Raw genomic sequence first — 12,433 nt, 5'->3', positions numbered from 1 at the left:
TGCGATGACGCACACCCTGCCCCTGCCCGATTTCACCCACGAACGCGTGGAGGTGATCACCGGCCGACGCAGTGGCCTCTTCATCGCCGTGGCTCTGCATTCGTCCGTGCTCGGCTCGGCGCTCGGCGGCGCACGACTGTGGACATATCCGCACTGGAGCGATGCGCTCGGCGATGCGCTGCGGCTGTCCGCTGCGATGACGTTGAAGAACGCGACCGCCGGGCTCGACGCCGGTGGCGGCAAGGCCGTCATCGGGATGGAGCCGGGGACGGTGCTCGACGCCGAGCGACGACGTGCCGCGTTCCTCGATCTCGGTGATGCCGTGGAGTCGTTCGACGGTCTGTATCGCACGGCGGAGGACGTCGGTTCGACGATGGACGACATGGCTGTCGTCGGGGAACGGACGACGCACGTCGTCGGATTGCCGGATGCCTCAGGAGGATCGGGCGAGCCGGCCGGGCCCACGAGCCTCGGCGTCTACGAATCACTGCGCGCCGTGCTGGAGCGCACAACGGGCTCGGGAGACGTCGCAGGGCGGCGGATCACGATCTCCGGACTCGGCCAGGTCGGCGGGCGTCTCGCCGTGCGCCTGTCTGCCGAGGGAGCGCTGCTGACGGTCACCGACGTCAACTCGGAGCGTCGTCACCTCGCCGGAGAGCTCGGGGCGGCGTGGGCGGAGCCGGGAACGGAGCATCTCGTCGCATCAGACGTCTTCGTGCCGGCCGGGATCGGTGGACTGCTCACGGATGAGGTCATCGATGCACTCGACACCTCGGCGGTATGCGGTCCGGCCAACAACCCGCTCGCATCGCACAGCGGCGCCGACCGCCTGGCCGCGCGCGGCATCCTGTACGCCCCCGACTTCGTCGTCAACGCCGGTGGCGTCATCTACCTCGATCACGAGGCGAAGAAGCTCGGTTCTCGTGCCGAGATCATGGATCGCGTGACGCACATCGGCGACACCGTCCGAAGGATCCTCGCCGACTCCGAAGAGCGCGGGATCACTCCGCTGGCCGCTGCGGAAGAGCTCGCGGCAGCACGTCTGCGGGCGGGAGCGGAGACGCCGGTACTGCATTGAGCGACCCTCGCAAGGGTGTCCCCGGTCTATGGCACCCTTGCGAGGGAACTCAGGAGGCCCCATGTCCCACACAACGGACGAAGTGCACGCATTCGACGCCCACGCGACCGATGCGGACCTCGACGATCTGCGCGCGCGATTGGCGGCGGCGCGGTTGCCGGAGACCGAGACCGTCTTCCGGCCAGCGCCGGATCCTCAGCGTTGGGATCAGGGCGTTCCGCTCGCCGATCTCGTCGATCTGGTGAACTACTGGCGCACCGAGTATGACTGGAGCTCGTTCGAAACGCGCCTCAATCGGATCGGACAGTTCCGCACGACCGTCGACGATCTCAGCATCCATTTCCTGCACCGCAGATCCAAGCGCGCGGATGCCACGCCGCTGATCATGACGCACGGCTGGCCGGGCAGCGTGGCTGAGTTCGTCGACGTGATCGATGAGCTGGCAGATCCGAGAGATGCGGATACGCCGGCGTTTCACGTCGTGGCCCCGTCGCTCCCGGGGTTCGGCTACAGCGACAAGCCGACCACCACGGGGTGGGGAGTTGAAAAGATCGCAGACGCATGGGTGGAACTGATGGGACGGCTCGGCTACAGCAGGTTCCTCGCCCACGGCGGAGACTGGGGCGGTAACGTCACCACAGTCCTCGGCGGGATGTTCCCGGAGCATGTCGTCGGCATCCACACGACTTTCGCGCTGGCGCCGCCAGGGATGACGACGGACTCTTTGACGACGATCGAACGCGAATGGGTCGAGGAGACGCGCGATTTCTGGCTGCACCATCGGGCGTACGCGAAGCAGCAGGCGACGAGGCCGCAGACCATCGGTTACTCGCTCGTCGACTCACCGGTGGGGCTCCTCGCCTGGCTTCTCGACAAATTCGCCGAGTGGTCGGACACCGAAGGCAGCCCGTTCGAGACGATCTCCAGAGACAGGATTCTGGATGACGTCACGCTTTACTGGCTGACGCGCACCGGTGCGTCGGCGGCACGCATCTACTACGAGAGCCCGCATTCGTTGGACCCCGACCTCCGAGTCGACGTCCCCTCGGCGATCACCATGTATCCCGGTGACATCGAGTCGCGCACCCCTCGGGCCTGGACGCAGGAGCGGTATCGGCAGATCGTCCGATGGAACGTGCCGGAAGCCGGGGGACACTTCCCGTCACTGGAAGTGCCCGACTATTTCGTCAAGGATCTCCAGGAAGGTCTTGCCGCGGTACTGGCCGCTGCTCGATGAGTGGGCGAGCACCGTACGCACTCCGCATGCTCATGACGCTGCGCGTGCTCGATCCAGCCCACTGGTGATCATCTTCACGTACCGGACCAGAACCTCCTGGTCGGGTGCGTTGCCGGGGTTCACCTCCGTCAAGACGATCCCCGCGAAGCGATCACTGGCGGCGAAGATACGCAGGCTGTCGATGACTTCCTCGACCGTGAGTCCCCACGGCTCTCGGTCAGGGTTAGGCATGTTCGCGAGGGGCATGTGCATATGAGCGAGTACGTCGACGTCGAAGTGAACGAGGAAACGCGGGCCTGCCTGTTCGATCGCGGTGAGGGCGGCGCGTGCCGCGACGGCGACGCCCTGATGGATCCTGGTGGCGGGTACTCGCTGCAGTTGAAGCTGCGTTGCGACGATGTTCTCGAGATCCTGTGGATCTTCCGGTATGACGTCGCCGTACACGACGACTTCATCCGACCGGAGGAGAGGAGCATCGCCCCAGATGGATGTCAGCTGCGCGTCGCTTCCGGCGACGGAGAGCATGTGGGCGAGTCCCATTGCATCGAGATTGCCGTATTCCGTGCGGCCCGGCGTGTAAAGGTCGGGGCCGCCGTCGAAATAGAGCAGCGCGCACGGTTGCCCCGCGTCATGGAAGCCAGCTACGACACCCATGGTCACTGTGCAATCGCCGCCGATGACCAGGGGGATCTCGCCGGCGTGGAGGACATCGACGACAGCCGCTGCCGTGTCGATGGCCACTCTGACCACCTCCGCGATGTTCTGACGGTCAGGACGGTCCGGATCGGGGCGGCGTCGAAACCCGGATATGTCACCGTGATCGACGACGAGGTCAGCACTGGCTCCCAAGAGCGACTGGAGGCCTGCTTCACGTACTGCAGCCGGTGCAAGGTCCATTCCCGGCGTGTGCCCGCCAGCGCTTGACGGTACGCCGATCGCGCCCCATCGCCGCCCGGAAGACATGGTCTAGACGCTGAACTCGTCGCGGATGCGGTCGCGCAGCTGGTGGCTGCAGGCCGTGACGGCCTCGTTCCAGGTGGTGTTCGCATCGTCCTGGGCGCGGTCGGACACCGCCTTCCAGATGCGGATCGGTACGCCGAACTGCGTGGCGACCCACGCGTACGCGTAGGACTCCATATCCACGAGCTGACCACCGAGCGCGCGGATGCCGATGACCGCATCCGCATCGTCGATGAAACTGTCGCCCGTGGCGATCGTCATCGTGCCCTGGCCGAGGATCATTCGCGGCGGCATCGAGACGTGCTGTCCGGCCACGCCTTCCTCATCACGAACATCGTGCTGGAAGGCGACGTCGATTTCATACACGCCGGCGGCGAGGTCGGGGTCAAGCGCGCCGGCTGTGCCGACCACGACAATCTCGTCGTAGGTGCTGGCATCGAGCGCGCGCGTCAGGCCGTAGGTCGCCTTGAGTTTGCCGGGTCCCGTCACGAGACGGTCGAAGCCTTCCAGAGGCTCGGAGAAGGCGACGAGTTCGGATTCGAGGGCAGCGACGAGAAGCTTCACCGCTTCATCATCCCAGACGCGCGTTACGTCTCGGGTCTTCCGGGCAGCCGGATCGGAGGATGCTGTGACAGGGTGGAGGGGTGACGATCGTTCCTCCAACCCCCGGTGAGCCACGGCGCCCTGACGGGCCGCGCGATCCCGGCGACGCCTGGGTCGTCGCCGATACGGGTGAGAAGTACTGGGGTCGTTTCGGTGCAGCCGGTCTGCTCGCCGTCGATGCAGAGCGCGGCATTCTGCTTCAGCATCGGGTGAGCTGGAGCCATTTCGGCGGCACGTGGGGTCTGCCTGGCGGGGCGCTGCACGAGGGCGAGTCGGCGATCGATGGCGCGTTGCGCGAGGCGACGGAGGAAGCCGGCATCCCGTCCGGTGCTGTGGAAGTTCGCTTCACCAGCGTGCTCGACCTGAAGATCTGGTCATACACCACTGTCGTCGCCGACGTGGTCGAACAGTTCACGCCCGTGATCAGCGACCCGGAGAGCGTGGCTCTCGAGTGGGTGCCGGTGGATGAGGTCACCGACCGTCCGCTGCATCCGGGGTTCGCTGCATCGTGGCCGAGCCTGCGCGCCGAACTCGGATGACCGTGCACCGCTGAGTATCAGTAGTCTTCGCGCCCGCGCAGCTTGTCGATGTCGCGACGCTCGCGTTTTGTCGGGCGACCTGCACCGCGATCTCGCATGCCCATGATCGCCTGGGGCTCGCGTGCAGGAGTGCGATCGTCGTAGGCGAGGGCGGCGACCGGCGCTCCGACGCGTTTCACGAGCGTCTTTCGCACGAAGAGGATGCGATCGAAGCCGCTGATGCGCACGCGCAGCTCGTCGCCGGGCTTCACGGTCTGGGCGGCCTTCGCCTTCTCGCCGTTCACGCGTACATGCCCGGCGCGGCATGCGGTCGTGGCAGCCGAACGGGTCTTGTAGACGCGGATCGCCCACAGCCAGCTGTCCACCCGCACGGGCTTATCCTGCGATGGGGCATTCGTCATGCGCTCCTCCTTGCCCGCACACTCATGAGGGCACCTGCGACGATGAGCCCCTGGCCGAGCGTATATGTGAGCATCACGAGGGGGCTCGTCCACTGCGGCATGGAGTCCGGCGTGAAGAGCCGGAAGGCCAGGACGGTGTCGCTGATCAGGAAGAAGACGCCGCCCCACACGACCAGCGGATGACAGCGCGTCGAGAACGCTGCAGTGCCGCCTAGGACCAGGCCGTATGCTGCGACGGCGAAGAACAGTTCGCCGGTGTGCGGGCCGAGCACGACGAGCATCAGGATCCACCACACCGCGAACACGAGTGCCCACCACGGCATCCGTCGCACCGCGATCACGCGCACGAAGAGCACGATGTAGGCGATGTGCGCGAGTCCGAAGAACATCAGCATCAGCGGGAGTTCTGGTCCACCGGGGAAGAACGCGCCGGCACCGTCGCCGAGCCATGACAGGGCGATGGCGGCGAGCAGCAGTGCGATCGCGCTCGTGGGGCGCAGGCGCACCGACAACAGCACCGGGACCGCGAGCAACGGCATCAGCCACAGCTTGGTGGGGGAGGCGATGTCGCTCTGCAGCGCGAGGGCGACGACGTGCACGATCGAGATCACGACGTACGGAACGAACGCCCACGGGAGGGGGGTTCTCGTCTGGGCGCCGCGTTGCATCCCTCCATCGTAGGTTCGCCGGCACCCGATGCCGTGCCAGTGGTCAGGCCGCGAGGGTCAAGCTCACCAGCGGTCGACCTGGCTTGGCGCTGGCGACCTCGGCGAAGCCCGCGTTGAGGAAAGTCGAGAGAGCACCATGGAACAGATCGTTGACGCGTGGATCGGTGACGGACGTGTCGATCGGATAGCCCTCGATCATTCGAGCCCCGGATGCGCGGGCGAACTCGATGCCCGCTTCGAGGAGCGCGGCGTTCAGCCCTTGGCCGCGGTATTCCTTGCGTACGACGAAGCAGGTCACGGCCCAGACGGTGTCGTCGCCGAGCGGTTCGAGTGTGGTGGTGATGATGTTCCTCGTTCGTGCGAGGCGGTGCTGCGCCGGACGCGGCCCGATGCGCATCCACCCTGCGGCCTCGCCGTCGATGTAGGCGACGAGTCCCGGTGGCCTCTCGGAAGCGACCTCGCTCTGGAACAGCGCTGTGCGCTCGTCGAGGTCAGTTGCGTCCCACTCCTTGTTCGTGAGCACGGGCCACACGCACTGGCAGCTGCGGCCATCGCCGCCCCCGCTGAGAGCATGTTGAATGTCGTCCCATACGTCGGGGCTCGCGAGCGTGGTCGTGATCTTTGACATGTCGGGCAGGCTACGCCGTGTCACAGACACGGGCAAGAGTGGCGGTTCGCGATGGCGCCTGGGTGCGGCTAAGATAGTGGAGTTGCCTGCGCGAGAGCGGAGAACAACGGGCTGTGGCGCAGCTTGGTAGCGCACTTGACTGGGGGTCAAGGGGTCGCAGGTTCAAATCCTGTCAGCCCGACCAGATAAGGCCCGGAAACTCGCAAGAGTCTCCGGGCCTTCTGAATGTCCGGGAAACGCCAACCCCTCCAAAACCCCTCCCGTTGGCACGGCGTGTCGAGCACGCCCTGGAGGCAGCGGGGTCATACCGCGGATATGACGCAATGCACCGCACCCCGGGAAGGTCATCGCACGGCTAGCGGAACCGCGGCCTGCCCGGTCCATGGTGGTCGTTCGCGCGCGTACTATCCGCGATACTCAGAGCCAACTCCTCCGCCCAGGACCAGCGGTGGCAGCTCCTCGGGTAGCGGTAGCCGGTCTGGCGGAGGGAGCTCAGTTTCGTACACAGCGGCCGAACGCCGAACTCTCGCCCCGATTCGGAGGGAAGCAGAGCGCCAAGCGCAGGCTCATCCTGAGCGTCGTGACCTGTTTCTCTGCCATGCTTGGCCGGATCGCATGGGTGCAGCAAAGGAGCTGCACGACGCATTAGAGGCCAACGGCGTAACGGTTTGGCTTATTGAGAAGGATGTGCCACTCGGTACGTCTCTGCTCGGACAGATCGACAAGGGTCTGCGGATGTCCAGGATCGGGATCGTCCTCGTCACTCCGGCGCTGTACAAGAGCATCATTGCTGAGGGCATTGCGCAAAAAGAACTTGCTGCTCTCCTGGCGACTGACCGAGTCATCCCGGTGGCTCACGGCACGACCTTCGATGAACTGCGGGATGTTAGCCCGTTGCTCGGAGCGCGGTCCGGTCTGGAGACAGGCGAGTCGCCGATGGGTGAGGTGGCTGCGAAGATCGCTGAGGCAGTGCTCTTGAAAGAGCCGGCCCAGCCACGGATCGACCACTCTGCGACTAGTACGCTCGCGTGTATGGCCGAGCTAGGGATGCATCTCTATTTGGGTTCGCGAGGCTAAGGACACGCGCAATCTTGATGATCTGGAATGGGACGAAGCCATGCGCATCCGGTTCAGGAAACATCACTTTGAGGCGGCGCCGCTCGGGACGGTTGGCTACGAGTACGCGACCGATAAGGCAGAGCCGCTGATCGGCGGAACGCCTTATTGCGATGAGAGGGATTCAGTATGGGCGAGTCGGAGAACATGACTTCATATCCGCTGTTCCTTGACGAGCCAACGGATATGGACCGCCTATCGTTCGACGCAGTCGCGTCAACCGTGGTAGATGCCGTGCTCGACCCTTGCCTCGACCAGATCGCTTTGGGTCTTTCCGGCAGTTGGGGCAGCGGCAAGACCTCCGTGCTACGGCTCATCGGCCGTCAGCTTCAGCCTGCGGAGGGGGAGACGCCGACCCGCTTGGTGATCGAAACTGACCCGTGGCGCTACGACCCGCAACTGGGTATCAAAGAGTCGCTCCTCGGCGAGATTCTCACCGCGATCATGGACGCTGGTTGGAGCGTCGACTTCGAGGAAGGGGACTACCTCTGGACGGGCTTACACCCGGCCAGCGGAGCAGTAATCCACTTCGTCGAGGGTGATCTCTACTGCCTGATGGAAGGCAAGGTCGCACTATGAAGGGAGGAACACCGTTCGATCAGAGTGCTCCAGTGACTGCCGCAAAGATCCACGAGACGACGATGGTAACGGCCGAGCCGCCGAAGAAGCCAAGACCCGCGAGCCAGAGCGCAAACCGCCGGTCAGCTTTTCGCTCGCGCGCGCGGCTAGCGTTCTCTCTCTCAGCAAACTCCTCAAGGGCCTTCTTGACGGCGCGCTCGACCGTGACTGAGCGCATCGCGTTGAGGTGCTCGGCCTTCGGGACGGATACGTCAAAGGTCGAAGAAGGGTCTGACTCGCGCTGTTCGAGTGCGTCGTCGACAGGAACGTCTCGGACTTCCTTCAGGCCATCCTCTAGTGTCTTCTCAGCCTCGCTGAGGAGCCGCGATATTTCCTCAGACTGCCGAGATTGCTCGAGCTCCTCAGCATCCGACGCGCTCTTAGCTCGACGTGCCTGCATAGCGGACACAAGCGATCCAAGGCCGGTCGCAACGAACGCGGTGATGAGCGGTACAAAGAAGTCATCCACGGACACCATCATGGCGGAAGCTGCACCGTGAACGTCATTGGCTATCTCCGTGTCTCAACGGATCGGCAGGACTACGACGTTGATGCTCAACGAGAGGTGATCGAGCGTGAGGCCGAGCGCCGAGGGTGGACGTCCACTACATCGTTGACCATGGCAAGAGCGCTCGGTCCCTCCGACGCGACGGCGTCCAACGAGCTCTAGCTCTCCTTGCCTCGGGGGAGTACTTCGGGGGAGTACGCACCCTGGTGATCGCGAAGCTCGATCGGTTGTCTCGATCCGTCGTCGACTTCGGCAACATCCTGCGGACCGCCACGAGACAGGGTTGGAGCCTGATCGCGCTCGACCTCGGTATCGACATGACCACGGCGACCAGGCAACTGGTCGCAGGGATTCTTATGCAGGTTGCCGAATGGGAGGCGAAGATCATCGGCGAAGGCACCAAGGCCGCTCTCGCTGTCGTTAAGAGAGAGCGGGGTATCGTTCCCGGCCCAGTCTCCGCAGTCCCTGCCGAGGTCGCGGATCAGATCGCCGCGATGCGCGCCAAGGGTCTGACGCTCCAATCGATCGCTGACGACCTTAACTCAGCCGGTATCGCGCCACCGAAGGGTGGGCGGTGGTATCCGACGAGCGTTCGGCGGGCGGCTTAATCGGAGCGTAGTAGATTCCCAGCCTGGCTCTTTCTCAATCTCGTGTTCGGTCCAGAAGTCGTCCGAGAAACTTACGCTCGTGAGCGGTTCGGTCGAGACAAGTGCATCGGGGTCATTTAGGGAGAGATCGAGATTCGGATCGAGGTAAGTCACGTCGTGGCCCATTCCCATGCCCACACCCCACAAGAAGAACTGGACCCCAAACTGGGAGTAGTGAATCAGGAGTGCGTCGACGTAGGGAGGCTCGAAGACTCGTCGCTTATCAGGCATGCCGGGCAGGTCGAGCGGAGGAAACGTTTTTGCGTCCCTCTCGGTGAAGAAATCTCGAGGTCCGTAGGCGAAGTCATGGACTAAGTCCTCTTGCATCAGTCCTTGCAGTGCGTCAGCGAAGCGTTGAAAGTCCGACTGGTCTGGATCTAGACCGACCGCGCTAAGGAACTCTCTCATTGGGATCGCCACCTCCTTCGACTCGAAGTCATAGAGGTGTTGGTGGTCTTCGCTGGCGCTGAGGACCTGGCGGAGGTTTAAGTAGAGGACGTAGTGAATACGGAGCTGCAGCGCCGACAGCCGGGAAACCAAACTGGACCAGGGCAGCGCGTCGTCAGTGCCACCGTCCGGTTCTCGAGAACTCGCGAGCACTCCACTCAGGTAGTCCGTCACTATCTCATCATTTGCGTACTGTGCCGCCTCGAAGACAGCGTTGGCGACTCTCGGCTGCGCCCAACCCGGATCCTCTTTCCCCGCAGCCAACTTCTCGGTCTTCTTGAGCAGACGAGTCATGTTCTTCTGTCGAAGACGGTCAGCCCAGTCCTCCCCGATCACGTCAGCGGACGGACCAAGAAGACGCGACAGGAGAGAGAAAGCCTCCTTGGTCGCCGAGTCAGCGGCCTTCATGCCGACTTCGCCAGCCTTTGCAATCGCTCCCGTAATGATCGGATCCACTGCGTCCCCCTCGCTCATGGCAGGAGCTTAGCGCCAGGCACATACATCGACGGAAACAGGCGTGGAGGGGTACGACTCAACGTGATCACTCAGAGTCAGGGGCGTTCATTCCTTTCTCCTCGGGGCTTACAGCGGCCGAAGAGGTGTCGGCGATTCCCTCGGGCGGCGCCTCTGCAGTGACCTCAACGTCGGAGGTTGGATCTGAGGCGGCCTCCGCGGCCAGCTCAGACTCTTCGATCTCGGTGGATAGGTATCCGCGAACCAGCTCGCCGTACTCCCGGATGCGCGGATCAGCCCTCAGTGGAGCGGTCAAAGGCCAAGTAGCAAGGGCAGCGCCAGACAGTTTCTTACGCTCCACCAGGGTTGGCAGCTGAGCGAAGGCGGAATCGACGTCGTCCAGGATGCAGGCCTTCGCGAAAACGTACAACTCGTCTACTCCAGAAACATCCCACTGCTCTACTTCGTCGCGGATCGAATCGACACCGGACATTCCTTTCCGAGCCAGCCAAATGTTCACGGTAGTCATTAGGACCTCTTCGTTCGTCAGTGGCAGTTCCCGGCATCGTTCGTACAGCGGGAGTGCGAAGGCCCAGCGTTCATCGTTCAGAGCACCGAACGCGATCATCTCGAGTTGGTCATAGATCTCGGCATGGTTCTTCGTGAACTTCCTCCAGACAGCAGCCTGAAGGAGAGTCCCTACCACTTGGAGTGCGTCGATCGCTGACGACACGTACTCCCGGTCTGGCCTCAGGTCGGCCTTCGGTTCAGAGGCCTTCGTCGCTTTCACGTAGCGCTCGGACGCGCGCCCCTCGCTGTGCACAAGACAGTGTCGACGTTCGAAAACTTCCAGAACCTCCTGCCATGGTGTGCCCTGCTCGGCCATATCGATGTTCATCCGGTCGTCGAAGAACTTGCGCCAGTCAGAGAGGCTTCCGTAGCTAAGTTTGCTGACCCTAGCCTCAATCGCGGCTTCGATCGCCTGATCGATCGAGCCGAGGGTCTGTAGGTCCTTGAGCGAGAACTCCTTGGGAGCCTCTTTGGGTTGATCGGCTCGTCGTCCATTTCCAGAATCCGCAGCGTGCAGTGCAACAGGTGCAGCGCGGTAATAGTTCTCCGCCAGCAGGCCCAAATGCGCCTCCAAGCTAGCGACCGCGCTAATCAATAGCGCGCCGTGAAATATAGGCTCCCTGAGGGGCCGGAAGAACTTCGTCATGGTGGTCGTGGTGAAGGCTGGCCCCCATGCGTCATCGGCGGTGACTTCCCAAAGCTTGTCCAGTAGAGTACGTGCGCTGAAATCCTCCGGCGGAATCGACCGCAGTTCAGTGATTAGTCGCTGCTTCTCGTCGCGAGTCAGCTCAACACCCGGCGGTAGGTTTTCCCAGATTGAACCGAGTTTGTCAAGATTAGCGGCCGCCCCCGACAGCTCGGTATGAGTCTCCCGCAGCGCGTCGAAGGAGTCGGTGAAATCTGTGCCAGCGAACCTGAAGCGCTGGTCGAGGGTGGGCGGTGACTTTTCTACTGGATCTTTCGATGGAGCGCTCGCGGCGTCCGCAGGCGAATCAACGGCGGTCTCATCGGGCTTCATAGTGGAAAAGTAGCGCAGTTCGGCGGCGGTGTCAGGCAGACGCTCACGCTAGTTGAGACTGATTGGCCGCTAGGGCCTATGAGTTGACGGCTTTAGTAAGAGACTTCACTTCGTGAGCTACCGAATCGATGTACTTGCCGATGCGCACGAGCGGGTCCGCGATCACGATTGAACGACGCCAAGCCTCTACTTCGAGAGCAAATGAATCATGGAATCCGCGTCCTTCGCCGTCCTCGTAATCTACGGAAACTGTCCACGACGGTCCGGGCTCGTCAGCTTTTCCGAAAAGCTCGGTGCCATCAAGGTAGTACTTCAGCGGCCGCGTGTTCGTCAACGAGCGCAAGATCGTCGCGCCATTCGCCATCCGGTTCAGATCCTCCAGCGACTTGCGCCACCCATCAGTGTTTGGCTCGCTGACGGACTCGAAGGGACGGTCGGTGCTCATGCGGATGTTGTGGGCCGCGGTTTTTCCATCGTTCTTGATAACGACGAAGACAGACGTGCCTAATGTTTCTCCTGAACGGCTGACAGATGGGAGGAACTCAAGATCCACGACAACATACGGTCTAGTCAACGCGACGTTCGATTCGGTCATCGCGTTGTTCGACGCCGTCAGTAGCTTGTTCGAAGAGACCAGTTCGCCTAGCTGCCGCCCTGCGAGAACCAGAGCGATCATTGCAGCAATCGCGGCAAGTACAGTACCGATGCCTTGCACGGCGGCCCAGAATATCGTTTCGGTCATGGATAATCTCTATACCCAGCCGAGGACATCTATCAAACGGCGGCGGAAGCCTTCTGCCACTTCCATACGATCCGGATTCGTGATGCAGTAGCGACTTTCAGGGTCTCCCCTTGGTCTCGAGGTACTGTTCCTCGGTCTCCGAGTTGAGCTTGCGACAAGCGCATGGTTATCGGAAAGAGAACGAGACCGAGTCGCGACGT

The 12,433-nt window shown here is 62.9% G+C and carries 15 protein-coding genes, 1 tRNA gene and 1 pseudogene; 8 read left to right on the top strand and 9 right to left on the bottom strand.

Features of this window, described 5'->3' with window-relative positions; all coding sequences use genetic code 11:
• Nucleotides 1–4: 4 nt before the first annotated feature.
• Entirely contained in the window at nucleotides 5–1,078 is a 1,074-nt protein-coding gene (locus QFZ46_RS01100; protein WP_307357489.1) for a Glu/Leu/Phe/Val dehydrogenase family protein, read from the top strand.
• A 61-nt stretch (nucleotides 1,079–1,139) separates the two neighbouring features.
• On the top strand, nucleotides 1,140–2,315 hold the full coding sequence (locus QFZ46_RS01095) for an epoxide hydrolase family protein (RefSeq protein ID WP_307357488.1): 1,176 nt from the start codon (nucleotides 1,140–1,142) through the stop codon (nucleotides 2,313–2,315).
• Nucleotides 2,316–2,345: 30 nt separating this feature from the next.
• On the opposite strand, the gene QFZ46_RS01090 is transcribed toward QFZ46_RS01095, so the two are convergent.
• Entirely contained in the window at nucleotides 2,346–3,278 is a 933-nt protein-coding gene (locus tag QFZ46_RS01090; RefSeq protein WP_307357486.1) for an arginase family protein, read from the bottom strand.
• Between the two features lie 3 nt (nucleotides 3,279–3,281).
• Entirely contained in the window at nucleotides 3,282–3,839 is a 558-nt protein-coding gene (locus tag QFZ46_RS01085; protein WP_307357485.1) for a phosphorylase family protein, read from the bottom strand.
• A gap of 80 nt (nucleotides 3,840–3,919) precedes the next feature.
• Between QFZ46_RS01085 and QFZ46_RS01080 the strand changes: the two are divergent.
• Nucleotides 3,920–4,411: pseudogene (locus QFZ46_RS01080) on the top strand (NUDIX domain-containing protein); the annotation flags it as partial.
• A gap of 23 nt (nucleotides 4,412–4,434) precedes the next feature.
• Here the strand turns inward: QFZ46_RS01080 and QFZ46_RS01075 are convergent.
• The 3 genes from QFZ46_RS01075 to QFZ46_RS01065 are packed head-to-tail and all read right to left on the bottom strand — an operon-like array spanning nucleotide 4,435 to nucleotide 6,114.
• A complete protein-coding gene (locus tag QFZ46_RS01075) occupies nucleotides 4,435–4,818 on the bottom strand; it encodes an RNA-binding S4 domain-containing protein (RefSeq protein WP_307357484.1) in 384 nt (127 codons plus the stop codon).
• Nucleotides 4,815–5,486, bottom strand: coding sequence for a lysoplasmalogenase (locus tag QFZ46_RS01070; protein WP_307357483.1), 672 nt, complete (start codon nucleotides 5,484–5,486; stop codon nucleotides 4,815–4,817). The genes QFZ46_RS01075 and QFZ46_RS01070 overlap by 4 nt, the downstream gene beginning before the upstream one ends.
• Before the next feature lie 43 nt (nucleotides 5,487–5,529).
• Nucleotides 5,530–6,114, bottom strand: coding sequence for a GNAT family N-acetyltransferase (locus QFZ46_RS01065; RefSeq protein WP_307357481.1), 585 nt, complete (start codon nucleotides 6,112–6,114; stop codon nucleotides 5,530–5,532).
• 107 nt (nucleotides 6,115–6,221) lie between these two features.
• Here QFZ46_RS01065 and QFZ46_RS01060 point away from each other — a divergent pair.
• The 3 genes from QFZ46_RS01060 to QFZ46_RS01050 all read left to right on the top strand — a co-directional run bounded on the left by QFZ46_RS01060 (nucleotide 6,222) and on the right by QFZ46_RS01050 (nucleotide 7,809).
• A tRNA-Pro gene (locus QFZ46_RS01060) sits at nucleotides 6,222–6,298 on the top strand.
• Nucleotides 6,299–6,339: 41 nt separating this feature from the next.
• Entirely contained in the window at nucleotides 6,340–7,191 is an 852-nt protein-coding gene (locus QFZ46_RS01055) for a toll/interleukin-1 receptor domain-containing protein (RefSeq protein ID WP_307357479.1), read from the top strand.
• Between the two features lie 168 nt (nucleotides 7,192–7,359).
• Nucleotides 7,360–7,809: a P-loop NTPase fold protein gene (locus QFZ46_RS01050; protein WP_307357476.1), complete on the top strand. Its 450-nt coding sequence runs from the start codon at nucleotides 7,360–7,362 to the stop codon at nucleotides 7,807–7,809.
• Nucleotides 7,810–7,828: 19 nt separating this feature from the next.
• Here QFZ46_RS01050 and QFZ46_RS01045 read toward each other — a convergent pair whose 3' ends face one another.
• Complete coding sequence (locus QFZ46_RS01045) at nucleotides 7,829–8,329, bottom strand: hypothetical protein (protein ID WP_307357475.1); 501 nt, start codon at nucleotides 8,327–8,329, stop codon at nucleotides 7,829–7,831.
• A 15-nt stretch (nucleotides 8,330–8,344) separates the two neighbouring features.
• Here QFZ46_RS01045 and QFZ46_RS19990 point away from each other — a divergent pair, with 15 nt between their 5' ends.
• A complete protein-coding gene (locus tag QFZ46_RS19990) occupies nucleotides 8,345–8,518 on the top strand; it encodes a recombinase family protein (protein WP_373457627.1) in 174 nt (57 codons plus the stop codon).
• Nucleotides 8,443–8,964, top strand: a complete 522-nt coding sequence (locus QFZ46_RS19985; RefSeq protein ID WP_373457626.1) for a recombinase family protein — start codon at nucleotides 8,443–8,445, stop codon at nucleotides 8,962–8,964. Before QFZ46_RS19990 ends, QFZ46_RS19985 begins: the two co-directional genes overlap by 76 nt.
• Here QFZ46_RS19985 and QFZ46_RS01030 read toward each other — a convergent pair.
• The 3 genes from QFZ46_RS01030 to QFZ46_RS01020 all read right to left on the bottom strand — a co-directional run bounded on the left by QFZ46_RS01030 (nucleotide 8,899) and on the right by QFZ46_RS01020 (nucleotide 12,233).
• Nucleotides 8,899–9,924 (bottom strand): hypothetical protein, encoded by a 1,026-nt coding sequence (locus QFZ46_RS01030; protein WP_307357473.1) that lies wholly within the window; start codon nucleotides 9,922–9,924, stop codon nucleotides 8,899–8,901. The genes QFZ46_RS19985 and QFZ46_RS01030 overlap by 66 nt on opposite strands.
• A gap of 67 nt (nucleotides 9,925–9,991) precedes the next feature.
• Nucleotides 9,992–11,491 carry a hypothetical protein gene (locus QFZ46_RS01025; RefSeq protein ID WP_307357470.1) on the bottom strand — a complete coding sequence of 500 codons (1,500 nt, stop codon included), beginning with the start codon at nucleotides 11,489–11,491 and terminating at the stop codon, nucleotides 9,992–9,994.
• Nucleotides 11,492–11,567: 76 nt separating this feature from the next.
• Nucleotides 11,568–12,233, bottom strand: coding sequence for a hypothetical protein (locus QFZ46_RS01020; protein ID WP_307357467.1), 666 nt, complete (start codon nucleotides 12,231–12,233; stop codon nucleotides 11,568–11,570).
• Between the last annotated feature and the right edge of the window lie 200 nt (nucleotides 12,234–12,433).

This window comes from Microbacterium murale (assembly GCF_030815955.1).
In the GTDB taxonomy this organism is placed as follows: Bacteria; Actinomycetota; Actinomycetes; order Actinomycetales; family Microbacteriaceae; genus Microbacterium; species Microbacterium murale_A.
This window is presented reverse-complemented; position numbering and strand designations above follow the sequence as displayed.